General features: G+C 60.5%; 22 protein-coding genes. 14 read left to right on the top strand and 8 right to left on the bottom strand.

What is annotated here, in order from left to right; translation table 11 throughout:
* The first annotated feature begins 16 nt into the window (after positions 1–16).
* The 8 genes from HH213_RS09525 (at position 17) to HH213_RS09490 (ending at position 12,083) form a co-directional block, all read left to right on the top strand.
* Positions 17–3,313: a DEAD/DEAH box helicase gene (locus HH213_RS09525; protein ID WP_169112092.1), complete on the top strand. Its 3,297-nt coding sequence runs from the start codon at positions 17–19 to the stop codon at positions 3,311–3,313.
* A 100-nt stretch (positions 3,314–3,413) separates the two neighbouring features.
* The gene (gene tssF / locus HH213_RS09520; protein ID WP_169112091.1) at positions 3,414–5,246 is read left to right on the top strand and encodes a type VI secretion system baseplate subunit TssF; all 1,833 of its coding nucleotides are present in this window, start codon (positions 3,414–3,416) and stop codon (positions 5,244–5,246) included.
* On the top strand, positions 5,210–6,148 hold the full coding sequence (gene tssG / locus HH213_RS09515; RefSeq protein ID WP_169112090.1) for a type VI secretion system baseplate subunit TssG: 939 nt from the start codon (positions 5,210–5,212) through the stop codon (positions 6,146–6,148). The genes tssF and tssG overlap by 37 nt, the downstream gene beginning before the upstream one ends.
* A gap of 9 nt (positions 6,149–6,157) precedes the next feature.
* Entirely contained in the window at positions 6,158–8,791 is a 2,634-nt protein-coding gene (locus HH213_RS09510) for a type VI secretion system Vgr family protein (RefSeq protein ID WP_229263370.1), read from the top strand.
* 2 nt (positions 8,792–8,793) lie between these two features.
* Positions 8,794–9,603 carry a DUF4123 domain-containing protein gene (locus HH213_RS09505; protein ID WP_169112089.1) on the top strand — a complete coding sequence of 270 codons (810 nt, stop codon included), beginning with the start codon at positions 8,794–8,796 and terminating at the stop codon, positions 9,601–9,603.
* Positions 9,604–9,606: 3 nt separating this feature from the next.
* Positions 9,607–10,203, top strand: a complete 597-nt coding sequence (locus HH213_RS09500) for a DUF3304 domain-containing protein (protein WP_169112088.1) — start codon at positions 9,607–9,609, stop codon at positions 10,201–10,203.
* A complete protein-coding gene (locus HH213_RS09495) occupies positions 10,194–11,810 on the top strand; it encodes a T6SS phospholipase effector Tle1-like catalytic domain-containing protein (RefSeq protein ID WP_169112087.1) in 1,617 nt (538 codons plus the stop codon). The genes HH213_RS09500 and HH213_RS09495 overlap by 10 nt, the downstream gene beginning before the upstream one ends.
* A gap of 15 nt (positions 11,811–11,825) precedes the next feature.
* A complete protein-coding gene (locus HH213_RS09490; RefSeq protein WP_169112086.1) occupies positions 11,826–12,083 on the top strand; it encodes a PAAR domain-containing protein in 258 nt (85 codons plus the stop codon).
* A gap of 32 nt (positions 12,084–12,115) precedes the next feature.
* Here the strand turns inward: HH213_RS09490 and HH213_RS09485 are convergent, their stop codons facing one another.
* The 4 genes from HH213_RS09485 to dnaA all read right to left on the bottom strand — a co-directional run bounded on the left by HH213_RS09485 (position 12,116) and on the right by dnaA (position 17,659).
* Positions 12,116–12,355, bottom strand: a complete 240-nt coding sequence (locus tag HH213_RS09485) for a hypothetical protein (protein WP_169112085.1) — start codon at positions 12,353–12,355, stop codon at positions 12,116–12,118.
* Between the two features lie 77 nt (positions 12,356–12,432).
* Entirely contained in the window at positions 12,433–14,925 is a 2,493-nt protein-coding gene (gene gyrB, locus HH213_RS09480) for a DNA topoisomerase (ATP-hydrolyzing) subunit B (RefSeq protein WP_169112084.1), read from the bottom strand.
* Positions 14,926–15,047: 122 nt separating this feature from the next.
* Complete coding sequence (gene dnaN / locus HH213_RS09475; protein ID WP_110845730.1) at positions 15,048–16,154, bottom strand: DNA polymerase III subunit beta; 1,107 nt, start codon at positions 16,152–16,154, stop codon at positions 15,048–15,050.
* Positions 16,155–16,255: 101 nt separating this feature from the next.
* Entirely contained in the window at positions 16,256–17,659 is a 1,404-nt protein-coding gene (gene dnaA / locus HH213_RS09470) for a chromosomal replication initiator protein DnaA (protein WP_110845729.1), read from the bottom strand.
* Positions 17,660–18,047: 388 nt separating this feature from the next.
* Here dnaA and rpmH point away from each other — a divergent pair, with 388 nt between their 5' ends.
* The 5 genes from rpmH to mnmE all read left to right on the top strand — a co-directional run bounded on the left by rpmH (position 18,048) and on the right by mnmE (position 22,170).
* Complete coding sequence (rpmH, locus tag HH213_RS09465; protein ID WP_040378179.1) at positions 18,048–18,182, top strand: 50S ribosomal protein L34; 135 nt, start codon at positions 18,048–18,050, stop codon at positions 18,180–18,182.
* Positions 18,183–18,230: 48 nt separating this feature from the next.
* Entirely contained in the window at positions 18,231–18,665 is a 435-nt protein-coding gene (gene rnpA, locus HH213_RS09460; protein ID WP_169115071.1) for a ribonuclease P protein component, read from the top strand.
* Complete coding sequence (gene yidD, locus HH213_RS09455) at positions 18,662–18,925, top strand: membrane protein insertion efficiency factor YidD (RefSeq protein ID WP_110845728.1); 264 nt, start codon at positions 18,662–18,664, stop codon at positions 18,923–18,925. The genes rnpA and yidD overlap by 4 nt, the downstream gene beginning before the upstream one ends.
* A 9-nt stretch (positions 18,926–18,934) precedes the next feature.
* Positions 18,935–20,689, top strand: coding sequence for a membrane protein insertase YidC (gene yidC, locus HH213_RS09450; protein WP_110845727.1), 1,755 nt, complete (start codon positions 18,935–18,937; stop codon positions 20,687–20,689).
* Positions 20,690–20,790: 101 nt separating this feature from the next.
* Positions 20,791–22,170, top strand: a complete 1,380-nt coding sequence (gene mnmE, locus HH213_RS09445) for a tRNA uridine-5-carboxymethylaminomethyl(34) synthesis GTPase MnmE (RefSeq protein ID WP_169112083.1) — start codon at positions 20,791–20,793, stop codon at positions 22,168–22,170.
* A gap of 7 nt (positions 22,171–22,177) precedes the next feature.
* On the opposite strand, the gene HH213_RS09440 is transcribed toward mnmE, so the two are convergent.
* Positions 22,178–23,113: an SMP-30/gluconolactonase/LRE family protein gene (locus HH213_RS09440; RefSeq protein ID WP_169112082.1), complete on the bottom strand. Its 936-nt coding sequence runs from the start codon at positions 23,111–23,113 to the stop codon at positions 22,178–22,180.
* Positions 23,110–24,078 (bottom strand): sensor domain-containing diguanylate cyclase, encoded by a 969-nt coding sequence (locus tag HH213_RS09435; RefSeq protein ID WP_169112081.1) that lies wholly within the window; start codon positions 24,076–24,078, stop codon positions 23,110–23,112. The genes HH213_RS09440 and HH213_RS09435 overlap by 4 nt, the downstream gene beginning before the upstream one ends.
* 257 nt (positions 24,079–24,335) lie before the next feature.
* On the opposite strand from HH213_RS09435, the gene HH213_RS09430 reads away from it, so the two are divergent.
* The gene (locus tag HH213_RS09430) at positions 24,336–24,545 is read left to right on the top strand and encodes a hypothetical protein (protein WP_110846640.1); all 210 of its coding nucleotides are present in this window, start codon (positions 24,336–24,338) and stop codon (positions 24,543–24,545) included.
* Here HH213_RS09430 and HH213_RS09425 read toward each other — a convergent pair.
* Both HH213_RS09425 and HH213_RS09420 read right to left on the bottom strand, forming a co-directional pair.
* Complete coding sequence (locus tag HH213_RS09425) at positions 24,542–25,162, bottom strand: Hpt domain-containing protein (protein ID WP_169112080.1); 621 nt, start codon at positions 25,160–25,162, stop codon at positions 24,542–24,544. The two genes, HH213_RS09430 and HH213_RS09425, sit on opposite strands and share 4 nt — an antisense overlap.
* 90 nt (positions 25,163–25,252) lie before the next feature.
* The gene (locus HH213_RS09420; protein ID WP_169112079.1) at positions 25,253–26,212 is read right to left on the bottom strand and encodes a CAP domain-containing protein; all 960 of its coding nucleotides are present in this window, start codon (positions 26,210–26,212) and stop codon (positions 25,253–25,255) included.
* Positions 26,213–26,335 lie beyond the last annotated feature (123 nt).

The raw sequence follows: 26,335 nt of genomic DNA, 5'->3' as shown, positions 1-26,335 counted from the left end.
AGCCTCGCCTTTCTTCATGCATTACACCGTAGACGACGTTCGCCATGGTTTTGATCGCGCCACCTTCAGCCGTGGCGCGAGCTATTTCGACAGCGGCATGGTGCAATCCGTGGCGCTGGATGGTGACGTGCTCAAGGGCAAAGTTGCGGGCAGCTCCAGCGATTTCTATCAGCAGTCGATTACGCTGGTGCAGCGCGAACGCCAAGTGCGCTTCAAGGGCGACTGCACCTGCCCGATGGACTACAACTGCAAACATGTGGTGGCCGTGCTGCTGGCCGCCGACAAGGCCGGCTTGAATGCGGAGGCCGATGCGGAAGAGGACGCCTCCCCCGCCGCGCTGCCGTTCGCCATGTCGCAATGGCTGGCCAATGTTTCCTATTTGGCCGACTCGGCGCGCCGCCAGCATAGCGTGGGCAAGAACCTGCGCAAGAACGATAGTCGCGCCATTTACGTGTTGAAACCGCAAGCCGATACCGGCCGCATGCGTGTCAACCTGTACAAGGGCAAGATGACCGCCGACGGCGAGATCCGCTCGGCCACCGCGATTCCCGACCTGGAAAACTTCCAGCACAAGCCGCCGGCCTATCTGCGTCCGGAAGACCGTCCCATCGCCGCCATGTTTAGCGGCCTGATGAACGGTTTGTGGGGCGGCGGCACATTGGACGTGGCCGCTGACGGCGTGGCCGCCTTCCTGCAATCGGCCACCGAGTCCGGCGTGCTGTACCTGGCGACCGACAACGACGCGCTGCGCGGCCGTCTGCGGCAATTGCACGCTGGTCCGACCCGCGCTGGTCGCCTGGCCTGGCGCGCCGAGCACCAGCGCCTGCATCTGGGCTGGGCGTTTGAAGACGGCACGGCAATCGACTATCTGCTGCCGAGCACGCCACCGGCCTACGTCGCCGGCGAATTCATCGGCCAGCTAGACTTGCCTACCGACCTGACCGTACTGCCATTGACGCAATGGCTGACGCTGGTCGAGCAGGCGCCGGAACTCCCCACCGCCCAGGCCGCATCGCTGGCCGAGGAATTGCTGGCCGCCGGCCTGGAAAGCCTGCTGCCCCTGCCGCAGACAACCAGCACCCTGCTGACCGGGTTGAAGCCAACGCCGGTGTTGACCTTGCAAACCAATCCAGGCACCGGCCGCGACGTGGCTTTGCTGGGATTCGACTACGAAGGCCAGCGCGTCGGCGCCGATCCGCGCCTGCAACTGGTGCGCATCAGCAATAGCGGCATCGACACCATTGAGCGCAATGTACAGGACGAGCTGGCGGTATCGGCGGCGCTGGCTGCGGCCGGCTTTATGGCAGCGCCGGCCGGCGCGACACCCGGCACGCTGTATCTGCCGTCCGACCGCGCCTGGCTGGACTTCGTCAACAACACCGTGCCCGCGCTGCGCCAGCAAGGCTGGCGGATCGACCTGCTGCCCGGCTTCCGCTTCGACCTGGCCGGCATTGACGACTGGTACGCCAACGTCAACGATGGCGGCGAAGGTTCCGCCAATAACTGGCTGGAACTGGAACTGGGCATCGTGGTCAACGGCGCGCCGGTGCCGCTGCTGCCGGTGCTGCTGCAACTGATCCGCCAGGCGCCGCGCGATTTCGCTCCGGCGGCGCTGGACATCCACGGCGACGACGAAGCGCTGCTGGCCGCCTTGCCCGACGGCCGGCGTGTGGCGCTGCCATGGGGGCGCGTCAAACCTATCCTGCGCACGCTGGGCGAGCTGTACTTCACCGACCGCGTCGGCGACACGCTGCGCATGACGCAGCTCGACGCCGCCCGTCTGGCCGAACTGGAAACCGGCGCGCAACTGCGCTGGATGGGCGGCGACCGCCTGCGTTCGCTCGGCCGCAAGCTGGCCGCATTTGAGCAGGTGCAGCCGGTGGCCAGTCCGGCCGGACTGCAAGCCAGTCTGCGGCCGTACCAGGCCGACGGGCTGGCATGGATGCAGTTCCTGCGCGAATACGGCCTGGCCGGCATCCTGGCCGACGATATGGGCCTGGGCAAAACCATCCAGACCTTGAGCCACATCCTGGTCGAAAAAGAGTCCGGCCGCCTGACCACGCCGGCGCTGGTGGTGGCGCCGACCAGCCTGATGGTCAACTGGCAGGCGGAAGCCGCCCGCTTCACGCCCGGCCTGCGGGTGCTGGCGCTGACCGGGAAGGACCGCCTGCAACGCTTCAGCGAGATGGCCCAGGCCGACCTGGTGCTGACCTCCTACGCGCTGCTGCCGCGCGACGAGGACGTGTTGCGGCAGCAGCGCTTCCACCTGCTGATCCTGGACGAATCGCAGTACATCAAGAACCACCGCTCCAAGGCGGCGCAGACGGCCGGTCTGCTGAAAGCTAGCCATCGTTTGTGCCTGACCGGTACGCCGATGCAAAATCACCTGGGCGAACTGTGGGCGCAATTTCACTTCCTCATGCCAGGCCTGTTGGGCGAGGAAAAAACCTTCAATACCCAGTTCCGCAAGCCGATTGAAAAGCAGGGCGACAACGCCCGCAACGCCTTCCTAATCCGCCGCATCAAGCCCTTTCTGCTGCGGCGGACCAAGGACCATGTGGCCAAGGAACTGCCGCCGAAAACCGAAATGGTGCGCATGGTGGAACTGGCCGGCGCACAGCGCGACCTGTACGAAACGGTACGGCTGGCGATGGACAAGAAAGTGCGCGACGAAATCGCCCGCAAAGGCGTGGCGCGCAGCCAGATCGTCATCCTCGACGCGCTGCTCAAGCTGCGCCAGGTGTGCTGCGATCCACGTCTGCTGAAAACCGCCACCGGACGCAAGGCTGAGGCCTCGTCGGCCAAGCTGCACGTGCTGCTGGAACTGATCGAGGAGTTGCTTTCCGAAGGCCGCAAGCTGCTGGTGTTCTCGCAGTTCACCAGCATGCTGGCGCTGATCGAGGAGGCGCTGCGCGAACGCGGCGTGCCGTATGCGCTGCTGACCGGCGACACCACCGACCGCGCGGCGCCGGTGGCGGCGTTTCAGGATGGGCAAGTGCCGGTGTTCCTGGTCAGCCTGAAGGCGGGCGGCGTTGGCCTGAACCTGACGGCGGCCGACACCGTGATCCACTACGACCCGTGGTGGAATCCGGCGGTGGAAAACCAGGCCACCGACCGCGCCTGGCGCATCGGCCAGGACAAGCCGGTGTTTGTCTACCGCCTGATCGCGGCCGGCACGCTGGAGGAAAAAATCCAGCAACTGCAACGCGCCAAGGCCGGCCTGGCCGACGCCGTGCTGGCCGGTGGCGACGCGCAAGGCTTGCAGATCACGCCAGAAGACCTGCTCAGCGTGTTGTCGACCGGGATTACCTAGCGGCTTGTGTTTTCTCAAGGAGAACGGATTCGCCCCGTGACATGATCGGCAACCTGGGCAGTCCGGATGGTCGGGCGCCCATCTTGCGATGGACGTCACGATGGAAAAACTGCTGCCCTACTACGAACGCGAATTAAGCATGCTGCGGCGCGCCGGCGCCGAGTTTGCGGGGCGCTATCCCAAGCTGGCGGGCAGCCTGCAGGTGCGCGGCGAAAGCTGCGCCGATCCCCATGTGGAACGGCTGATCCAGGCCTCCGCCTTCCTCAACGCGCGCGTGGGGAAGCTGCTGGATGACGGCTACTCTTTCTTCACCGATGCGCTGCTTGGCATGCTGTATCCGCACTATCTGCGGCCGATTCCTTCCTGTTCCATCGCTCGCATCGACTACAGCGGCGCCAGGGCCAATGAAGTCAGCACCACCAGCGTACTGCCGCGCGGCGCGGCGATGAAATCGCTGGGGCAGGGCGCGTTGCTGTGCCGCTTCCGCACCGTCTACGATGTGACGCTGGCGCCGGTCACCATCAGCGCGGCGGGCTTTGAACCATATCCGCAGATTCCTGCCAGCTTGCCGCTACCTCCGGGCGCCGGCTGCGCCATCAGCATCCGCATCGCCAGCACTGCCGCCGGGCGCGCACTGGCGGCGCTGGACGTCGCCACGTTGCGCGTGTACCTCGACGGTGAAGCCTCGCTGCGCGCCAGCCTGCGTGACGCCATGTTCATGCATACCGCCTGCGCCTGCGTGGCAGCGGACGGCCATTGGCGCATGTTGAACCGCGTGCCCCTCACTCCCGTCGGCCTGGCCGCCGAAGAAGCACTGCTGCCGGCCGCTCCATCCGAACATGCTGCCTACCGGCTGCTGAGCGAATACTTTGCCTTCCCCGAAAAGTTCGACTTCGTCGACATCGACCTTGCTGCGCTGACCTCCGCCGCACCGGAAGGCTGCACCGAGCTGACATTGCGCCTGCTGCTGCGCGACGTGCGTCCGGACACGCCATCCGCCCGCATCCTCCGCACACTAAGCGCGGACAACCTGCTACTGAGCTGCACACCTGTCATCAACCTGTTCTCCCAGCCTGCCACGCCGATCCGCATCACCCACACGGCTAGCAGCTATCCGCTGATGGTGGATGGCATAACGGGCAGCGCTTGCGACATCTACAGCATCGACAGCGTGCAGGTGGTGCGCAAGACCGAAGATGGCAACGCGGTGACCGACTTCTTTCCCTACTACTCGCTGCGCCACGGCGAGGCGGAAAGCCGCAAGGGCCACTACTGGCTGGCGCAGCGCGAAGAGCTGATGGCGGCGGGCCACGAATATTCGCTCACACTCGTTGACCGCGACTTCTCGCCCGTGCAGGCGGACGACGGCACGGCCTCCGTGCGCCTCACCTGCACCAACCGCGATCTGCCGCATGGCCTGCAATACGGCCGCGCCAGCGGAGACCTGAATACCGAAAGCGCCATCGGCAACCTCCCCATCCGCCTGCTGCAGCGGCCGACTTTGTCGTATCGCCTGGCGAATGACGCGCGCCGTCAATGGGGACTGATCGCGCATCTGGCGCTGAACCACCGATCGCTGACGCAGGAAGGTCTGCCGGCGCTGACCGCCATGCTGCGACTTTACGCGCAGCAGGACAGCAGCGTATCGCATCGGCTGATCGATGGCGTGACGGCGCTATCGCATCATCCCGCCACGGCGTGGATACGGCAGGCGCAGGGCAATGCGTACCTGCGCGGGATCGAAGTGCATGTGTCGCTGGATGAAGAAGCGTATGCGGGCGTGGGCATTCACGCCTTCGCGCAGATTCTGGACCAGCTGTTTGCGCTGCATGTGCATCTGAACAGCTTTACGCGACTGGTGGTGCTGTCGCACGTGAGCGGAAAGGAGTTGCTGCGATGCCCACCTCGCAACGGCGCATTGACGCTGGCGTGATCGGCCAGCTGCTGGCTACGCCGCAGTGCTACGCCTTCTTCCAGGCGGTGCGGCTGGTGGAGCAATGGCGGCCGGGCAGCGCGCGCTTCCGCAACCGGCTGGCGATGCGCTTCGCGCCGAGCGATATCGAGAACATCAGCGCCGATGACGATGGTGTGCGGATTACGCAGGCCTTCATCGGCATACTGGGCAACCAGGGCGTGCTGCCGCTGCACTACTCGGAGCGCATCGCGCGGCACGAGAAGGATCACAACGACGGCGGGCCACGGGCGTTTCTGGATCTGCTGTTGCATCGGCCGGTGCAGATGCTGTATCAGGCGTGGACGCGGCGGCGGCCGGAATGCATGGAAGATGAATTCCTCGACATGCTGAATGCGCTAGCCGGAAAACAGATCAGCGACGAAATCGTCGACCGCGAAACGCTGGCCTTCTACGCGATGCAGATACGCAGCCGCGCGCTGTCTGCCCCGCTGCTGGCCGGGATGTACACGGAATACTTCGGCGTGCCGGTCGCGGTGGAGCAGCTGGTCGGCCGATGGAGCGCGCTGCCGGCCGGCGACCAGGCGCAGTTGGGGCGCGCGAATGTGGATCTGGGCGGTGGCGTGATGCTCGGTGGCCGCATCTATAACTGCGATGCGCGCGTCCGTCTGCATATCGGGCCGCTGGACAAGACCCGCTACGAGCGCTTCCTGCCCGGTCACACCAGCGCGCGGCACCTGCAAGCGATGCTGGAACTGCACTGCGGCGTGGGCATGACGTGGGAAGTGCATCTGATCCAGCATGCACAGGACATGCGCGGCGTGCGGCTTGACGCCAATAGCCGCTTGGGCGTGAACGCCAGGCTGCTGAGCCGACCCGCCACGCAGGATCACGATGAGTTGATGTATCTGCTGCATACCTAAGGAGCGACTGTGGAAAGCGACAGCGATTTTTTCAGCTTCATGACGGCGGCCAAGGAGCTGGTCACCGATAACCGGCCGTTGCGGCTGCGGTTAGACCTACCCGGCGGATTCAATGACGACATGCTGCTGCCGCAGCGCGTGTTTGGGTCGGAGAGCATCTGCGGCGGGATTGAATACCGCGTGCTGTGCGTATCGGCCAATGCGCAACTACCGCTGAAGAAGATGATCGCTGTGGCGGCCCAACTGGATTTCGTCACCGATCGCGGCGACTTGCGCAGCGTGTGCGGCATCGTCACCGAAGCCAGTTCGGGCGACAGCGATGGCGGCCTGGCCAGCTACCAGCTGGTGCTGCGCGATGCGCTGGCGATACTGGAAAAGCGCACCAACACCCGCGTGTTCCGCAATATGGACGAAGTAGAGATCGTCCAGCGCATCCTCGATGAATGGCGGCAGAAAAGCCCAGTGCTCGGTATCTGCTTCAACCACGAGAAGGATGAGGCCTTCGACCTGCGTACCTATCCCAAGCGCGAATTCACCATGCAGCACAACGAGTCGGATGCGGCCTTTATCCGCCGCCTGCTCAAACGGCGCGGCATCGGCTGGTACATCCGGGCCGGCGAGATGATGCACACGCTGGTGTTGTTCAACAATGCCGACAGCCTGCGTCAGAACGCCGCCGGCACCATTCGCTACCACCGCGACGCCGCTACCGAAGAACGCGACACCATCACCGCCTGGAGCGCGGTGCGCAGCCTGCAGCCCGGCACGGTCACGCGGCATAGCTGGGATTACATGAATCCGCAGGGCAGGGACTTCATGCTGGTGTCGACTAACAGCAGCAACAACCAAGGCGTCAACGGCAACGAGCTGGCCGCCACGCTGGACGACTATCAGATCCTGCCGCCACACGCAGGCGACGACAACGAAGACTTGTTCAACCTCGGTCAGCTGCGCATGAAACGGCATGACTACGAATCCAAATGCTTCCACGGCGAAGGCAGCGTGCGGGATCTGTGCGCTGGTGAATACTTCACGCTGGCCGAGCATCCGGAAGTGGACCAACACGACCCTGCGGAACGCGACTTCATCGTCACCGATTTACAGGTGACGGCGCAGAACAACCTGCCGAAAGCATTAGCCACGCGTGTGGAACGCCTGTTCGCCCGTAGCCGCTGGATGCACGGCGCCAGCGATGTGCAAATGCAGCGCGATGCGGCGGACAAGGTGGCCAGCGGCCCTCTGCGCATGCACATCCAGTTCACCGCTGTGCGCCGAGGCGTGACCATCGTCCCTGCATTCGACACCCGCGTGGACGTGCCACAAGCGCAAATGCAAAGTGCCATCGTGGTCGGTCCGAAAGGTGAGGAGGTCCACTGCGACCAACTAGGCCGCGTAAAAATCCGCTTCCCCGGCACCCGCCCAGAAGACCACGAAGAAGCCGCCGGTGCCGGCGCATCAGATACCACCACCGACTCCGCTTGGGTGCGTGTCGCCTCTAACTGGGCAGGCAACGGTCCCGGCGCGCAGCAACAATGCGGCACGATCGGCTTGCCCCGCGTTGGTTCAGAAGTGTTAGTTACCTTCCTCGGCGGTGACCCGGACAAGCCGGTGATCGTCGCCCAACTCTACAACCAAGGTGGTGCCCCAGCTGCACTGAGTAGTGCAGGCGACTTACCGGGGAACCGCTACCTCTCTGGAATCAAGAGTCGCGAAATTAACGGTGGTCGAGCAAACCAATTAAGGCTGGATGACACTGAAGGTCAAATCAGCGCGCAACTGGCGAGTGACCATGGAGCCAGTCAACTTAACCTGGGCTGGTTGCCCCAGCCTAGGGCAGACGGGCACGGTGAGCAGCGAGGAGCAGGCGCTGAACTGCGCAGTGACATGAGTGTCGCTGTGCGCGGGCAGCAGGGCGTCTTGATCACCGCAGAGTCTGGTGATGCCGAGAAAGGAAAACATCTGGAACGGTCTGAGCTGATTCGCATTGCAGAAGGCCTACAAAATTTAGTCAGGCAACTAGGCGAGCGGGCGGAGCAACATGCCGGCGACAAGGCCCCGAGCAAAGATCTTTTTGAGCTGATTGAAAAGCTTAAAAACCTCGATGATAGTGGCGCTCCCATTGTTGCGCTTAGTGGTCCTGCGGGTTTAATTTGCACGAGTGCCCGTAGTATCGCCATCGGAGCCGCGACAACGGTAGACATAGCTAGCGTTACCACCACATCTATTGCATCAGGCGAAACAGCGTCAATACGCTCGGTGCAGGAGATGAGCCTGTTTGCGAATGAGGGCGGTATCAGATTGACTGCAGCCAGTGGCAAGATAGCATTGAACGCTCAGGACGATCAATTACAGGTGCTGGCAAAAAAAGTGGTAGAGATCATCAGTAACACCGACTGGATTACCATCAAAGCGAAGAAGGGAGTACGCATCAATGGCGGTGGTACTGAATTAGAGCTTAGCGCTAGCGGCATCAAGGGCTACACCGCAGGGAAACATGAAATGTACGCCGCAGATCATCAGACCTTCCCCGGTCAAAGCCGCAACATCACATTTGATGGCGACAAGTCGCCACACAAAGTCTGCGTGCCATGCTTGTTAATTGCCGCCGATGCTCATAGCGCATTAGCTAAATCTGGGAGCTGATCATGGCCTCGACTTATATCTTGATCGATACGACATTGATTGGTTATCCAGCCGACAAACCTTGGACCAGGAAGCGGCGCAAACTTAGCTGGGTTGCCGTGTTGTATGAGCGCGAGGCAATAGCAGTTAGCCCGATCTTGATCGATATTGAGCGCGCGTTAGTATGTGATCGTCTCGATGTAGTCATGGATTTGGTCAATGCGCAGCGCCCGCAGTTGGGCGTTTCATTTATCGAGACAGACCTAAGTTTAGCCGAGCTTCATAGCCATCTTAGAGAATTTATTTACGTGAAAACTGAGAATGGCATCGAACTGACTTTACGATTTGCTGACTGCGCAGTATTGCCCTCATTATTTGTCACCATGACAGCGGAGCAATGGTCATCGATTGTAGGCCCATTCAAGCGCTGGCAGATTCATGGCCGCGATGGAAAACTGATGTCGCTGTCAGTCTCTAAAAAAGATGCTGAATATAGGCACCCTCTAATTCTGCGTAACGATCAAATCGCGGCCTTAGAGAATGCCATGAGGACGGATCAGCTGCTCTCGAACTTGCGAAAGATGCGGCCGGGAAGGCCGTCTGAGTATTTAAGTTTAACAGCCTACGAACAAGCTAATCACGCACTTCAGAAATGGCTCTCTGCGGGACATAAAGAGGATACGGATTTGCTGCTATTCGCTCGCGACGTGTTCGATACAGATGGATTGCTTCTAAAGCATGTTGCGCTGGATGAGGTGCTTGCGCAACAAGATCCTGCCCAGCGTCGTAAGCAGTTGCACCGCATAGCTATGCCCCATCTAAGTGGTAGCTGAGTCATGAAAAGCTATCTGACTCGCGTCCTCTTGGTTACTGCCGCCGCTATCGTACTTTGGTTTGGATACACCGAGTTTCTGCACCACTCCAGAAGCACTGACTTTACTCCAGCCGGCATCACTGGGGTGCAACATCTTGGGAATGGCTATCTTATTTCGAGTTTTTACGTAGATAAGTATGGTGGTGATAGCGTTGGTAGAGATGGCGGTGGTGGTTCGATCGTCTGTTGCGCCATGCTCCCATTGAAGTGGCGGCCAGGATTGGCTGTGGAAGTTCGATGGAGAGTGGAGGATTGGACCCGCGAAAATCGTGCAGAGATAGATGCCGGAAACTATCAAAGCGTGACAGAAAAAGGAGTGTACATCGCCAAGGTCCCGATTGAACAATACGATGAGCCACATGATTTGTACGTCCACTTTTTTCCTCGAGGTAGGGTACGCGTGTTGTCAACAAAGTATTCAGTTAGTAGTCCCGTACACCCTGTCCTTTTTGGCCAGAGGGAAGGCGGACTTTTAGCGACCGCAGGCTTGCCTATTAGGGCAATATTTTCTCCGTCCGAGTTAGCGGAAATAAGCAAAAGGAGCAATCCATGGAAATGAAAGATGTTGGAGTGAAATTTCGTGTGACGAGAACTGCGCCAACTAAATCCATAAAGCCGTCGCAGCCTGCGCCGCTCGCTACTGCCTCCGTCTGCGAAATGACAGTGCAGATAGGTATTTTCTTTGATGGGACTGGTAACTGCCTGAACCCTGGCGGAGGGATATCCGCTCGCTCCAACGTTTTGAGACTTCATCAAACCTACCCAGAGCACCAGCCGACAGGAAATTATAGGATATATGTCCCCGGCCTTGGTACTCCTTTTCCTCTAATCGGAGAGTACAAAGAGACGGCTTACGGAGGTGCTTTCGCTACTGGCGGAGACGGTCGGATTATTTATGCGATTTTGCGGGTCATTGATGCGATACACCGCAGTTTCTTTGGTACAGAAATGTTCGGATCAGATAGGATTAAAGCCTTATGTAGCGCTGAGCCAACTGAAGCCCAAAAAAATATGGTAAAGCAATTCGGATTATTTGGAAATTTAGTCGATGACGATGACGATGGTGCTAGACGAGTAAAATTCTTAACTACCTGTCTGCGCGACATGCAGATAAGGATGAAAGCCAATAAGGTCCCCAAGATTTGCACGTGTTTTTTGGATGTATTTGGATTTTCTCGTGGGGCCACCGAGGCCAGGGTCTTTTGCCACTGGATGAACGACTTGATGACTAAGTCATCGTTGGCAGGAATACCTGTCCGCTTTCGTTTTTTGGGCGTGATGGATACCGTAGCCTCGGTCGGGAAGATGGATGGCGTAACGAACAGAAAAACAACTGGAGGCCATTCCTGCTGGGCGACGGCCGCTACCCTTCGAGTCTTACCTAGTGTTGAAAACTGTGTTCACTTTATTGCCATGCATGAGTTGAGAAAAGCATTCCCACTCGATACTGTGTTAATTGATAATGTACTTCCTCCCAACTGCATAGAGTTTGCTTATCCTGGATCACACAGTGATGTCGGCGGTGGTTATGCCGCTGGCGAGCTTGGTGTATCCAGTCGTGATTCCCTGAAGCTTTCACAAATACCTTTAAATCATATGTTTGATTGCGCGGTTAGTGCAGGTGTTCCCTTGTCAAAAGGGCTATTGCCAGAAGTCGATCGGGCCATTTTTGCGGTTGATAGTGAGTTGCAAAATGCTTTTGATCAATTTCTCATTGAGTCAATGGAAGCTCCTAGATCGCTAGGTGACTGGGAATTTCCTTATCTTGTTTGGCTTTGGCAGGAGCGACAGAATTATAAAAATTTAGCGCAGTTCCAAAAAGCGAATGCTGAGGATCGCGCTCTTTTATTAGCGGCTAACGCGTATTTCTGTGAGTCCGATGAACAAATTAAAGGCTCCAAAGCCTATGCAGCTGTCTCGGGAGCGCGAACTAGTCTTTTTGATCGAAGCGGTGCCCAGAGCGGATTGTTACATCTTGAGATGGAAGCCCCTGCATTACGATTTCGTATCGTACAACAACCTAAAATTTCCCCTACGCTAGCACTATTTTTTGACAAATTTGTACACGACTCTGTGGCAGGTTTTCGAAAGAAATTCGTAGAAGCCTCTGGGCACTGGCGTTATCGCCGGGTATTCCGGGGTTCAGATACGCCTTATGTCGGATAAACACAAGGACATGCTATGAAGGACAGCAAGGGATGTGGGGTTATTCGTTTAGGAGACAAGACTACTCATGGAGGCAAAGTCATCTCCGCCCAATCAGACTTGAAGGCGCTTGGCCAAGCGGTAGCTGTGGAGGGGGATTTGGCTATGTGCCCGAAATGTAAGGGCGTCTTCCCTATTCAGCTTGCTACTAGCGAGCGTCACCATCGTGGACGAGCCGTTGCTTACGATGGTGATAAGACTGCTTGTGGCGCTGGACTTCTTTCGTCGGTCTAGATATCCTTAATACTGTAGTCGTAGCGAGTTGATCAGACGGCACTGAGTGCAATTACTGCAGTCGGTTCATTATCGTAGTCATAAAACCAGTAAATTCCCCACTTGAAGTTACCTATCTTAATTTGCCGCCCATCTAATAGATTTTCTACCAGCCTATTAAAAAACCGCTCTAAATAGGTGCGTAATTCATCGGTCTCGAATGGAAGCTTTGCGGTTGAGTAAGATGAAACAGAAGGTGTGACTGCTGAGTCTTTTTTCTTCTTCTCGGCCATAAGAATTTTATAAGTAGATTAAATGGAAAAAGGGGCCGTATAGCCCCTTTTATTAATTGCAGAGAATTTCGGCAGAATTAGACGTCAATATTCCCCGCACGCAGCGCATTGTTCTCAATGAACGCGCGGCGTGGTTCCACGTCATCACCCATCAAGGTGGTGAAGATCTGATCCGCAGCAATCGCATCCTCGATCTGCACCTTCAGCAAGCGGCGGACGGTTGGGTCCATGGTGGTTTCCCACAGCTGTTCCGGGTTCATCTCGCCCAGACCTTTGTAGCGCTGTTTCGAGACCACGCGTTCCGACTCGTCGCGCAGCCACTGCATCGCCTGGTGGAAGTCGACCACGGCCGATTCCTTGGTGCGCTCGCCTTCGCCGCGGCGCACGTAGGCGCCTTCGCCCAGCAGGCCGGTGAAGGTGGTGGCGGCGTCGGCCAGCACGCGGTAGTCGGCGCTGCGCACGAAGTCGGCGTCGATCGAGCTGACTTTGACGTTACCGTGGTGCATGCGCTCGACCCACAGCAAATGCTGTTCGTTCAGTTCATCCGAACGCACCGAGACTTTGACGGCGATGTCGTTGATGTTCTCTTCCAGCGCGCGCGCCGAAGCTTCAGCGGCTGCCTGCGTGCTCAGGTCCAGCTGCACGCCGGTCATAATGGCGGTCAGTGCGGCGCGGTCGATCATGCGCGTCAGGCGCGTCATGATGACGTTGGCCAGGTTGAACTGGCGCACCAGTTCGCCCAGCGCTTCGCCCTGGATCGGCTCGGCGCCTTCGCGCGGCGTCAGCACGGCGGTGTTCAGCGCCACGTTCATCATGTAGGTCGCTTCTTCGGCGTCGTCCTTCAGGTAGCGCTCGTCGCGGCCGGCCTTGACCTTGTACAGCGGCGGCTGGGCGATGTAGATGTGGCCGCGTTCGACCAGTTCCGGCATCTGGCGATAGAACAGCGTCAGCAGCAGGGTGCGGATGTGGGCGCCGTCGACGTCCGCATCGGTCATGATGATGATGCGGTGGTAGCGCAGCTTTTCGACGTTGAATTCGTCCGGGCCGATTGAGGTGCCGAGGGTGGCGATCAGGGTGGTGATCTGTTCCGACGACAGCATTTTTTCAAAGCGCGCCTTTTCCACGTTCAGGACTTTGCCTCGCAGAGGCAAGATCGCCTGGAACTTGCGGTCACGGCCTTGCTTGGCCGAGCCGCCTGCGGAGTCACCCTCGACGATGTACAGTTCGCACAGCGCCGGGTCGCGTTCCTGGCAGTCGGCCAGTTTCGACGACAGGCCGAGGCCGTCCATCACGCCTTTGCGGCGGGTCAGGTCGCGGGCCTTGCGGGCCGCTTCACGCGCGCGCGCCGCTTCGACGATCTTGCCGCAGATGATTTTGGCGTCGTTCGGTTTTTCCTGCAGGTAGTCCGACAGCGTCTTGGCGACGATCTCTTCGACCGGGCCGCGCACTTCGGACGACACCAGCTTGTCCTTGGTCTGCGACGAGAATTTCGGCTCGGGCACTTTGACCGACAGCACGCAGGTCAGGCCTTCGCGCATGTCGTCGCCGGAAATTTCCACTTTCGCCTTCTTGGCGAAGTCGTGCTCGTCGATGTATTTGTTGATGACGCGGGTCATCGCCGCGCGCAGGCCGGTCAGGTGGGTGCCGCCGTCGCGTTGCGGGATGTTGTTGGTGAAGCACAGCACCTGTTCGTTGTAGGCGTCGTTCCACTGCATCGAGACGTCGACCGAGATGTTGGTGTTCTGGTCCGACATGCGGTCGCCGGTGGCCTGGAACACGGTCGGGTGCAGCACGGTCTTGGCTTTGTTGATGTATTCGACGAAGCCGCGTGTGCCGCCTTCGAACGCGAACAGTTCTTCCTTGCCGGTGCGCTGGTCGGTCAGCTTGATGTTGACGCCGTTATTCAGGAACGACAGTTCGCGGATGCGCTTGGCCAGGATTTCGTAGTGGAATTCGACGTGGGTGAAGATTTCTTCGTCGGCCCAGAAGTGGACGTCGGTGCCGCGCTTGTCGGTTTCGCCGATGACCTTGATCGGCGACACCAGCACGCCGTCGCGGGTTTCCAGCTGGCGGTCTTGCGCCACGCCGCGCACGAATTCCATTTCGTGCACTTTGCCGTCGCGGCGGATGGTCACGCGTAGCAGTTTGGACAGGGCGTTGACGCACGACACGCCGACGCCGTGCAGGCCGCCGGAGACCTTGTACGAGTTCTGGTCGAACTTGCCGCCGGCGTGCAGTTCGGTCAGCACAATTTCGGCCGCCGAGCGCTTCGGCTCGTGCTTGTCGTCCATTTTCAGGCCGACCGGGATGCCGCGGCCGTTGTCGGTGATCGAGATCGAGTTGTCGGAGTGGATGGTGACGTGGATTTCGGTGCAATAGCCGGCCAGCGATTCGTCGATCGAGTTGTCCAGCACCTCAAACACCAGGTGGTGCAGACCGGTGCCGTCCGAGGTGTCGCCGATGTACATGCCGGGACGTTTGCGGACTGCTTCCAGACCTTCCAGGATCTGGATCGAGGAGGCGCCGTATTCATCATTCTTTACCGCGGGGACTGCATTCTCTTCGGACATGTGCTGCTTTCTCAATCAATATGCGTGTATTACTGGGACGTCATTCCCGCAGCGGCGGGAATCCATGCTGAGCATGCGTTCTCTGGGCCCCGGCGGGCGCCGGGGCGACGGCGGTGGTGCGATTAAATGCGCATCGGCATGACGACGTACTTGAAGTCGGTGTTTTCCGGGATCGAGATCAGCGCCGACGAGTTCGAGTCGCCCAGCGCGATGTTGATCTGGTCGCATTTCAGGTTGTTCAGCACGTCCAGCAGGTAGGTGACGTTGAAGCCGATATCGACGCTGTCGCCGCCGTAGTCGATTTCCAGTTCTTCGACCGCTTCTTCCTGGTCGGCGTTGGTCGAGCTGATCTTCATGACGCCCGGCGCGATGATGCAGCGCACGCCCTTGAATTTGTCGCTGGTCATGATGGCGGCGCGCTGCAGCGAGCGCAGCAGCTCATCGCGGCCGATCGTGAATTCGTTCTTGTAGCCCTTCGGGATCACCCGCGTGTAGTCGGGGAACTTGCCTTCCACCAGTTTCGAGATCAGCTCGATGTCGGCGAAGGTCAGCTTGACCTGGTTAGCGGCGATGTCCAGCTGCACCGGCTCGTCGTTTTCTTCCAGCAGGCGCTGCAGTTCGATGATGGTCTTGCGCGGGATGATGACTTCCTGGCGCGCGAACGATTGCTCGGTCTCGACCTGGCAGAACGCCAGACGGTGGCCGTCGGTGGCCACGGCGATCACGTTGTTGCCGTCCAGGACCAGGAGCAGGCCGTTCAGGTAGTAGCGGATGTCCTGCTGGGCCATCGAGAAGTGCACCATGTTGAACAGGTGCTTCAGGGTTTTCTGCGGCAGCGTGACGGTGGCGCTGTAGCTGTCGGCCTGCTGCACGGTCGGGAATTCTTCCGCCGCCAGGGTTTGCAGCGCGAAGCGCGATTTGCCCGAGGCCACGGCCAGGCGCTTGTTTTGCAGCGTGATGGTGACGTCGCCCGATTCCGGCAGCGCACGCAGGATGTCGAGCAGCTTGCGCGCGGCCACGGTGGTGCCGGTGACATCGGCGCCGGAGCCGATCTCGGCGATGGTGGTGATCTGGACTTCGGTGTCGGTCGACAGGAAGGATACGCTCTCGCCCTCTTTGCGGATGAGGATATTGGCCAGAATCGGCATAGTGTGCCGACGCTCGACAATACCACTCACGATCTGCAGTGGCCGGAGTAGCGTATCACGGGTGGTTTTGACCAATTGCATAGCTTATCCTCAGTAAAAATTTAATGATGTTTTTTGATACTTTTGCCTTGTGAGCAGGCGGACAGGTTTGACTAAATGATAAAGCCAAAGCCTGTCTCCGGCTAGCCCTTGAGTGTTTGCTCCAGAACGTGCAATTCGTGGTTGCATTCCGGATTTTTGGTGCGGTCGAGGGCGATCTTGCGCACCGCGTGCAGCACGGTGGTGTGGTCGCGGCCGCCGAACAGTTCGCCGATTTCCGGCAGCGATTTCTGCGTCAGCTCCTTGGCCAGGTACATGGCGATCTGGCGCGGGCGGGCGATGTTGGCCGGCCGGCGTTTCGAGTACATGTCCGCCACCTTGATGTTGAAGAAGTCGGCCACGGTTTTCTGGATGTTTTCCACCGAAATCTGGCGGTTCTGTACCGACAGCAGGTCTTTCAGCGCTTCTTTCACGATGTCGATCGTGATGTCCTTGCCGTGGAAGCGCGAGTACGCCAGGATCTTGCGCAGCGCGCCTTCCAGCTCGCGCACGTTGGAGCGCAGGTGTTTGGCCACGAAGAAGGCGACGTCATCCGAGAAGGTCACGCCTTCCTGCTTGGCTTTCTTGAGCAGAATCGCCACCCGCATTTCCAGCTCCGGCGGTTCGATGGCGACCGTCAGGCCGGAGTCGAAGCGCGAGATCAGGCGGTCATCCATGCCGGTGATCTCTTTCGGATAGGTGTCCGAGGTGATGATGATCTGTTTCTTGGCGGCGATCAGGGCTTCGAACGCGTAGAAGAATTCTTCCTGCGTACGGCTCTTGCCGCCGAAGAATTGAATATCATCGATCAGCAGCATGTCCAGCGAGTGGTAGTAATGCTTGAAGTCGTCGAAACCCTTGCGCTGGTAAGCGGTCACCACGTCGCGCACGTACTGCTCGGCGTGGATGTAGCGGATGCGCGCGCCCGGCTGGTCGGCCATCACCTGGTTGCCGATGGCATGGATCAAGTGGGTCTTACCCAGGCCGACGCCGCCGTAGAAGAACAGCGGGTTGTACGACACGCCCGGATTATTCGCCACCTGGATGGCGGCGGCGCGCGCCAGCTGGTTGGCCTTACCGGTGACGAAGCTGTCGAAGGTCAGGTCGGTGTTGATGCGGCTTTGTTCGCGTCGCGGCTGGGCCGAGGCCGGCATTTCCGGCACCGACGGCGCCGGGTCGGTCAGCGCCAGGCGCGCGTTGTTGCTCGGCGCGCCGCCGTTGACGTCCGGCACCGGTGCGGTGGTCGCGACTTTTTTCGGCGCCGACAGGCGCGGATCGAGCACGAACTGCACTTCGGTCGGCTGCTCCCAGTACTGGCAAGCGAGCGCCGTGATGCGGCTGGCGAACTGGGTCTTCACCCAGTCCAGCTTGAAGCGGTTGGGTGCGGCCACGCGCAGCTTGCCCGCCTCGTAATCGAGGGGGATAAGCGGCTTAATCCAGGCACTGAATTGTTGCGGCGTCAGCTCCAGCTCCAGCTGGGCGGAGCAGGTCTGCCAAAAATTTTCCATGAATCTACGATCTGTGTTCTTACTGTATAAGGGTGTGGGCAACTTTGAAGTTTTTCACACGTAACGCGCTATTCTACTCTCGCTCGCCTAAGTTATCCACAGGCACGTCAGGATTTTTTCGCCGCCGCCGGCCGCCGGCGATGGTTGGATGGGGCAGTCAGTTGTTGACAAGCGGGGGCGAAATGCTGATAATTCAGGGTTCCCCGCCCGTATTCCTTGTTTCTTCACATGGATAGCGATATGGAGTAGCGAGGATTTAGCGGGCGATGAGATGGACCCAGCTTGTGCCGGATAGCGTTGGCATAGGTGCGCGAAGTGTCATTGGCACCAAAAACTGACGGGCCGTCTGACCCGATTTTGCATTTTTTTTGCTTTAAGCGAGACCAACATGAAACGTACTTACCAACCTTCCGTTGTACGCCGTAAGCGTACCCACGGTTTCCGCGCACGCATGGCTACCCGTGGTGGCCGTCAAGTGCTGAACGCACGCCGCGCCAAAGGCCGCAAGCGTCTGGCTGTATAAGCCATTAGCTTGTTAGCTGATCGCGTGGACAGCTGCATCAACAGCGGCTTGACAGGCGAAGGTTCACACGACTTCGCGCGCGCTCGGCGTATCGTTAAAACGGATGAATTTTCATCCGTTTTTCGTTTGCGCCCCAGCCAAAAAACCGCGCACTTCGTGCTGTACACCTGTCCCAACCAATTGCCGCATGCGCGGCTGGGCGTCGTGGTGGCCAAGCGCTTTGCGCCGCGCGCCGCCACCCGCAACACGATCAAGCGCGTTACCCGCGAGCTGTTCCGTGTGACCGGCCTGCCGCCGGTCGACTGCGTCGTGCGCCTGGCCAAGCCGGTCAACAGCAAGGATGGCCCGGCCACCACTGCAAAGCTGAAAGCAGCCTTGCGGGTGGAACTCACGCGTCTGTTCGCGGCGCAGGCAAAACTCGTTGTTTCGCCTGGCAAGCCGGCCTTGCCTTCAGCGCCGCCGCCTCCACCTGGGTCGCCATGAAAACCGTGCTTCGCTTCCTCTTGCGCTTTTATCAACTGGCGATCAGCCCGATGATGACGCCGAGCTGCCGGTTTTATCCGAGCTGCTCGAACTATGCGCTGGAAGCGTTGCAGGTGCACGGCGCCGGCAAGGGCAGCTGGCTGGCCGTCAAGCGTGTCTGCCGCTGCCATCCGTGGCATGAGGGCGGACTGGACCCGGTCCCGCCGGCCGACGGCAAATCGAATTCTTCAACGACCGCTTGCGGTTGCAACCACTCCTGAAAATACCTAATGGATATCAATAAACGTACCATTCTGTGGATCGTGTTCGCGGTATCGCTGGTTGTTCTGTGGAACAACTGGCAAGTCTCGACCGGCCATCCATCGATGTTTGCACCGGCGCCGCCGGCCGCCAAGGTGGCGGAGGCGAAAAAAGCCGACGCCGCCGCCAGCGCGGCCGCCGCCGCCGTGCCAGGAGCGGCTGCCGCAGTTGCCGGCGCCACCGATGCTGCGCCGTTCAAAGCCGAGCGCATCACCATCACCACCGACGTGGTCCGTGCCGACATCGACACCCAGGGCGGTGTCATCAAGCGCCTGGAACTGCTGAAGTTCAAGGAAAACGGCCATCCAGGCTGGTTCGGCGGCTGCGGCGGCCTGTTCAAATGGTGCGAGCCGGGCGACAACACCAAGAACGTGGTGCTGTTCGACGTCGACGCCGGCATCGGCAAGACCTATCTGGCCCAGACCGGCCTGTACGGTCCGTCGGGCGCGCTGCCCAACCACACCAGCCCGTTCGTGGCCAAGCCAGGTCCGCGCATGCTGGACAATGGCAACCAGGTGCAACTGGTGCTGGAATCGGAAGAAGGCGGCGTCAAGCTGACCAAGACCTTCACCTTCAAGCGCAACGACTACGTGATCGATGTGCGCCATGACGTGACCAACGTCGGCACCGCGCCGGTCAGCCCGACCTTGTACCTGCGTCTGGCGCACGACGGCAACAAGCCGGCCGGCGACTCGTTCTTCAACAGCAGCTACACCGGCCCGACGCTGTACACCGACGACAAGCACTACGAGAAGCTGAAGTTCGACACGCTGGAAAAAGAAGCGGCCGAAGCGGCCAAGACCGGCAAGCCGGTGGTGCAGGACCACGCCACCAAGGCCGACAACGGCTGGATCGCGATTTCGCAGCACTTCTTCGTCTCGGCCTTCATTCCGCAGCCTAAGCTGATGCACGATATCGAGACCTCGAAGATCGATACCAATGTGTACGGCATCGCCGTCAAGCAGCCGCTGGGCACGATTGCGCCGGGCGCCACCGTCAGCAATGACGCCCGCCTGTTCTCCGGCCCGCAAGAAGCCAAGCTGCTGGAAGAGACCGCGCCGGGCCTGATCCTGGTGCGCGACTACGGTTTCCTGGCCATGATCGCCAAGCCGATGTTCGCCGTGATCAACTACATCCACTCGCTGCTGGGCAACTGGGGCTGGACCATTATTGTGTTCACCATCCTGATCAAGCTGCTGTTCTTCCCGCTGTCGGCTGCCGGTTACCGCAGCATGGCGAAGGTCAAGCTGGTGACGCCGAAGATGCAAGCCATCCGCGAGCGCTACAAAGGCGACCCGGCCAAGATGAACCAGGCCACGATGGAACTGTACAAGCAGGAGAAGATCAATCCGCTGGGTGGCTGCCTGCCGATCCTGGTGCAGATGCCAGTGTTCATCTCGCTGTACTACGTGCTGCAATCGGCGGTGGAAATCCGCGGCGCACCGTGGATTGGCTGGATCACCGACCTGGCCCAGCACGATCCGTATGCGATCCTGCCGGTGCTGTACGCGATTTCGATGTTCATCACCACCAAGCTGAACCCTGCACCGGCTGATCCGATGCAAGCCAAGATGATGCTGTTCATGCCGCTGGCGTTCTCGGTGATGTTCTTCTTCTTCCCGTCCGGCCTGGTGCTGTACTGGGTCGTGAATAACGTGCTGTCGATTGCTCAACAGTATGTGATTTCCAAGAAATTCGGTACCCCGGCGCCTGCCAAGGCGTAAGCGCCACAAGCTGTTGCTAAAAAGCCCCATGTGCGCTTGCACCGGCCAAGGCCGCTGCAAAGCCACATGGGGCTTTTTTTTATTTACCTTACAATCCGTTTATGAACATCGACTCTTCCCCTATCGCCGCCATCGCCACCGCACCGGGGCGCGGCGGCATCGGCGTCGTGCGCGCCTCCGGCAAAAACCTGCAAGCGCTGATCGGCGCGCTGTTCGGCGGCGACGCGCTCAAGCCGCGCCACGCCACCTACATCCCGTTCAAGCAGGCCGACGGCAGCATCATCGACCAGGGTATCGCCATCTGGTTCAAGGGGCCGAACTCGTACACCGGGGAAGACGTGCTGGAACTGCAAGGCCACGGCGGCCCTATCGTGCTGCAGATGCTGCTGGCGCGCGTACTGGAAGCCGGCGAAGACCTCGGCCTGCGGCTGGCCGAACCGGGCGAATTCACCCGCCGCGCCTACCTCAATGACAAGCTCGACCTAGCGCAAGCGGAAGCCGTGGCCGACCTGATCGACGCCTCGACCGAAGCGGCGGCCAAGTCGGCGTCGCAATCGCTGTCGGGCGCATTCTCGAAAACCGTGAATACGCTGGTCGGCAGCGTCACCAACCTGCGCATGCTGGTGGAAGCCACGCTGGATTTCCCGGAAGAAGAAATCGACTTCCTGGAAAAATCCGACGCGCGTGGGCAACTGAAGAGCATCGTTGCCGCGTTGGAGCAGGTTTTCAAGCAGGCGGCGCAAGGTGCGCTGCTGCGCGAAGGGCTGAACGTGGTGCTGGTCGGCCAGCCGAACGTCGGCAAATCGTCGTTGCTGAATGCGCTGGCGGGCAATGACGTGGCGATCGTTACGCCGATCGCCGGCACCACGCGCGACAAGGTCACCGAGACGATTCAGATCGAAGGCATCCCGCTGAACATCATCGACACCGCCGGCATCCGCGCCCCGGAAGAGGCGGTGGACGTGGTGGAACGGATCGGCATCGAGCGTACCTGGGGCGAGGTCGGCAAGGCCGACGTCATCCTACACCTGCTGGACGCCGACCACGGTCCGTCGCGCGCCGATGAAAATATCACAGCCGCGTTCCCGGAAGGCGTGCCGGTGCTACGCATCTGGAACAAGATTGATCTGTCCGGCCACAAGCCGGCGGTGGACGTGATGGAAGACGCCACCCACATCTACCTGTCGGCGCACGACCACGTCGGGATTGATTTGCTGCGCAAGGAACTGTTGCGCATCGCCGGCTGGCAGCAGACCGGCGAATCGCTGTACCTGGCGCGCGAACGTCACCTGATCGCGCTGAAAAACGCTGGCGCCCACCTGGCCCGCGCCGGCGAGCACGCCGCGCAGAGCGACCAGTCGCTGGACCTGTTCGCCGAAGAACTGCGGCTGGCGCAAGTTCAGCTGTCGAGCATCACCGGCGCCTTCTCCTCCGACGACCTGCTAGGCGTCATCTTCAGCCGCTTCTGTATCGGCAAATAAACTTGGTTTAGTACGGCGAACCGGTAACGTCCAGCTTGAGTTGCCACAGTGCGCCGGCGCCGGTGATGTAGAGGGTCTTGCCGTCGGCGCCACCGAAGGCGGCGTTGGTGACGTTGGCGTCGACTTTGATGGTGGCGATCTGTTTGCCCGCCGGCGTGAACACGCGCAGCCGCTTGTCGGTGTGCTCGCTGACGTAGATGTTGCCGTAGCAGTCCACCGCCATGCCGTCCGGAATACCCAGCTGCTCCACCAGATCCTTGCCGGCCTGCGGCATGCCGTTGACGATCGGGTAGGCGCGCAGCACGCCGTGCTCGCCCACCATGCCGTTCACGTACAGCACGTCTTCCTTTGGCGACAGCGATACGCCGTTCGGATTTTTCAGCGTGTCATCCACCACCGTGACCTTGCCGTCGGTGCCCACGCGGTACACGCGCGTCTTGTCCTGGCCGCCCGGCGCGGCGGTGCGCTGGAAGTCTGGATCGCTGAAGTACAGCGTGTCATCCGAGGCCATCGCCATGTCGTTCGGCGAGTTGAAGACGGTGCCTTCAAACTTGCTGACCAGGTCGCTGCGCTTGCCGTCCAGCGTGTACAGCGACACCGATTTCCACTTGTGGGTGGCGGCGATGATGTTGCCGTGGCCGTCGGTGGCCAAGCCGTTGCTGCCGCTGTCCTCGATTGCCACGCTGACTTTGCCGCTGGCGTCCAGCTTCAGGATGCGCGACGGGAAGCCGGGGCCAAACGTGAAGTCGGAGAAGTACAGCGCATCCTTGATCCATACCGGTCCTTCATACAGGCCGGGTTCGCTGCGGGTGCTGTTGGCGGCGGCGATGCGGGTCGCCGTCAGCTCGCCGGATGGGGCTTTGCCGGTGCAGGCCGCCGGTGCGGAGAGGGCATACGGCGCGGCCAGCACGGCCGCCAAGGTAAGGGCACTGCGTAACATCATGCTGCATTCTCCTGTTGTTGACGATAGACGATGACACAATCGCGGCCAGCTTTCTTGGCCGCGTACAAACAGCTGTCGGCGGCGGCCAGCATGGCGGCGGCGTCGGCCAGTTTGTCTTTGTCGAAGGTGGCCACGCCGATGCTCATGGTGACGTGCGGCCGGGTGGCCGCCGGCGAGTGGTTGATCTGGAGCGAGGCGATTTTGGCGCGGATGGTTTCCGCCACCAGCGCCGCCTGTTCGCTGCTGGTGTCGGGCAGCACGGCGCCGAATTCTTCGCCGCCGTAGCGCGCTGCCAGGTCGGCCGGTCGTTGCAGGGTGGCGGCAAACGCTTCCGCCACCAGGGTCAGGCAGGCATCGCCTTGCTGGTGGCCGAAGTGGTCGTTGTAGGCCTTGAACGAGTCGATGTCCATCAGCAGCAGCGACAGCTGGCCGTCGTTGCGCTGGGCGCGCCGCAGTTCGCGGTCGAGCGCGACGTCGAAGTGGCGGCGGTTGGCGATGCCGGTCAGGCCGTCGACATACGATTGCGCCCGCAGCTGTTCGGCTTGGCTGCGTAGCTGGCGCTCGCGGCCGACGATGGTACTGATGTCGCTGACTTCGATCAGGCAGTAGCGTTCCTTGCCTTCGTTGAACGGCGTCACCGACACCGCCTGTTCGACGCGTTCGCCGCCCCAGGTGCCGGCCGGGTACAGCGGGAATGGCGACGGATTCAGCGCCGGCGATAATTGCTGCGGCAGGTTGCTCTGCATCGCGCTCTGCACCGCCTGTTCCAGCCGCTGGCCGCGCAGTTCGCCGTACAGGTCGAACAGGTCCTGGCCCAGCACGCGATGCGCCGATTTGCCCGAGCGGCTAGCCATCCACTGGTTCCACATGACGATGTGCTGGTTGATGTCGAGGACGATCAATCCCAGCTGGGCCAGTCCGAGCACGCGCGTGGACAGGAGCGGGCTAAGCGATGAATCTGACATGCGTGCTTTCCTGATAGGAATGATAAACGTGCCACGATTATACGGGCAGGCGCGGGCCTTGCCGACTATCGCCTCGCCATTTTTCATTGAAAATATTGGGGCTGGTGGTAGATGTGGTCGTCGCATGTAACCTGCTATTATTGATCGTCGCAAACGGATCTGCGGTTTCATGCAACCGTTGAGAAATCTCATATCTGTGGCAATTCCGCTGAAGTAATCTTGCAACTTACCTGAGCTTGGCCTGGAAGGAGGGGATCGTGGAACCGATACAAGAGAGCGTCCCGGACGACGGGGCCGGCATGCCGCCGCCTTCTGCCGCCACGTCCGCGCCACCGGCACGCACGCGCCAGATGCTGCCGCCTAAGGGAGCGTGCTGGTACTGCGAAAAACCGCTGGATAATGTGCGCCGTTTTTGCGACAAGGAATGTGCCGACGCCTTCGACGAGGAAAAGGAATATACCCGCTAGTCCGCCATTGCCGCCTGCAAGGTGGCCAGCGCTGCTTCAAAATCGAACTGGTGCGCCGCTTCCGTCACCTCCTGAAATACCTCCACTCCCAGGCTCGCCGCCAGCACCGTCGCTGATTGCTCCAGCACATCGATGGCCGCGCCGTCGCCCTCGTCCAGCAGACGCATCAGATGCAGCAACAGCATGCGTGTCTCCGGCACCACGGCCGCCGCCGACGCCTCGCCCGCCAGGATCTGTTGCGGATCGCTGGCCAGCACGTCGTCGATCGCCATGACCAGGCTGCGCAGCGCCTGCTCCAGTTGCGCCAGCGGCGCCGACCACACCTGGGCCGGGCCGGCGCACAACGTTTCCAGCTGCGCCGCCAGCAAGTACACCTGTTGCGCGCCGATCATGCCGGCCGCGCCCTTGAGGGTGTGGACGATGCGTTGCGCGTGGCCGGGTTCGCCGCTGTTGAGCGCCTTGCGGGCGTCGCAGCCGCTGTCCGGATAGCGATGGCGGAAACGACGCAGGATTTGCAGATACAGGTCGCGGTCGCCCATCAGCTGTTGCAAGCCGGTTTCCACTTGCAGGATATGGCCGGCTGCGGGCGGCGTCAGGGGCTGGCTGGTTGAGGTCATCGTGCGCGGCTCTGCGGAAGGTATTACCCCATAAGATAGCAGACGCGGTCGTTTGCACAGTTAAAAAAATGCAACATCACTTGCTTTCTTTTATTGGGTGCTGAACGACCAGCTGGTGTTGACGGCGACGCCGCCCACCGTGCCGGTAAAGTTGACGTCGTAGGTGGTGGCGCTTTTCAGCGGCGCCAGCGGCACGATGGCGGCGGCCGTGCTGGTGGTGCCGTTGGTGCCGGCGGCGTAGCTGAGTAAGCGCGTACTCAGCGCAGAAGCCCCGCGCGGTGCGACCGTGAAGCTTTGTACCACCACGCTGCCGGGCACGCGGGCGTAGCTGTCTGCGTGCAGGCTGATCGGATAGCCCACTTCATTCTGGTTGGGCACCGGGTCGGGCGATTCGGTGTCGCTGAAGAAGTTGGTCGGCACGTTGGTCTGCTGGTTGCGCGGATAGGTGACGAAGCGCCCTGCGCCCAGTCCGCTGAGGGTATCGCGCACGGCAAAGTCGGCGGTGAAATAGGTGGTGCCGCCGCTGGCCGTGGCACCGCCGGTACCCAGCTCGCGGAACACCGGTTCGAAGATAACGAAGCGGTGGTAGATGGCGGTGATCAGTTGCTCGGCCTGGTAGAAGCCGGACGGGTTGCTGGTGGCCGAAATCACTTCGCCAGCGGCATAGGTGCGACCGCTCAGCGTGTAGCCGGCGGCGTTCAGGCGCTCGACCAGGCCTACGCCGGTAAAGCCGGGCAGGCCCGCCGTCTGTTCGTGGGTGATGGTGTTGTTGCTGCGCTGGTAGTCGGAGTGGCCCTGCGCCGCCGCCGTGATCTGGCTGTTGCGCGTCAGCACCGACAGGCCCAGTTGCGCGCGCCGGTAGTTGATCCAGTTAAAGCCGTCAATGGCGGTGTTGCCGGTCATCGCCGGTGCGCCCGGCTCTTGCGTCAGCGGCGGCGCGGTGGTCGCCGGGCCGGTCACGCTGCTGCTGTCGCTACCGCCGCCACCGCCGCAAGCGGCCAGCAGGGACGCAACCAGCCATGCGGCCAGCCGCAGACGCCATTTTTTCATGATGAACTCCTATGCCTTGCGGCTGATTCTATGTCGGTTTTCAAAACCGCAGCACGCGTTACCGTTATTAAAAATGGTAAGCTTGTCGTTTCTCGAGGAATGCACCTGTTTTGAAGCCTTTAC

The sequence above is a fragment of the Duganella dendranthematis genome (assembly GCF_012849375.1).
Classification (GTDB): Bacteria; Pseudomonadota; Gammaproteobacteria; order Burkholderiales; family Burkholderiaceae_D; genus Rugamonas; species Rugamonas dendranthematis.
The sequence above is the reverse complement of the archived record's forward strand: the minus strand, read 5'-3'. Positions and strand labels throughout refer to the sequence as shown.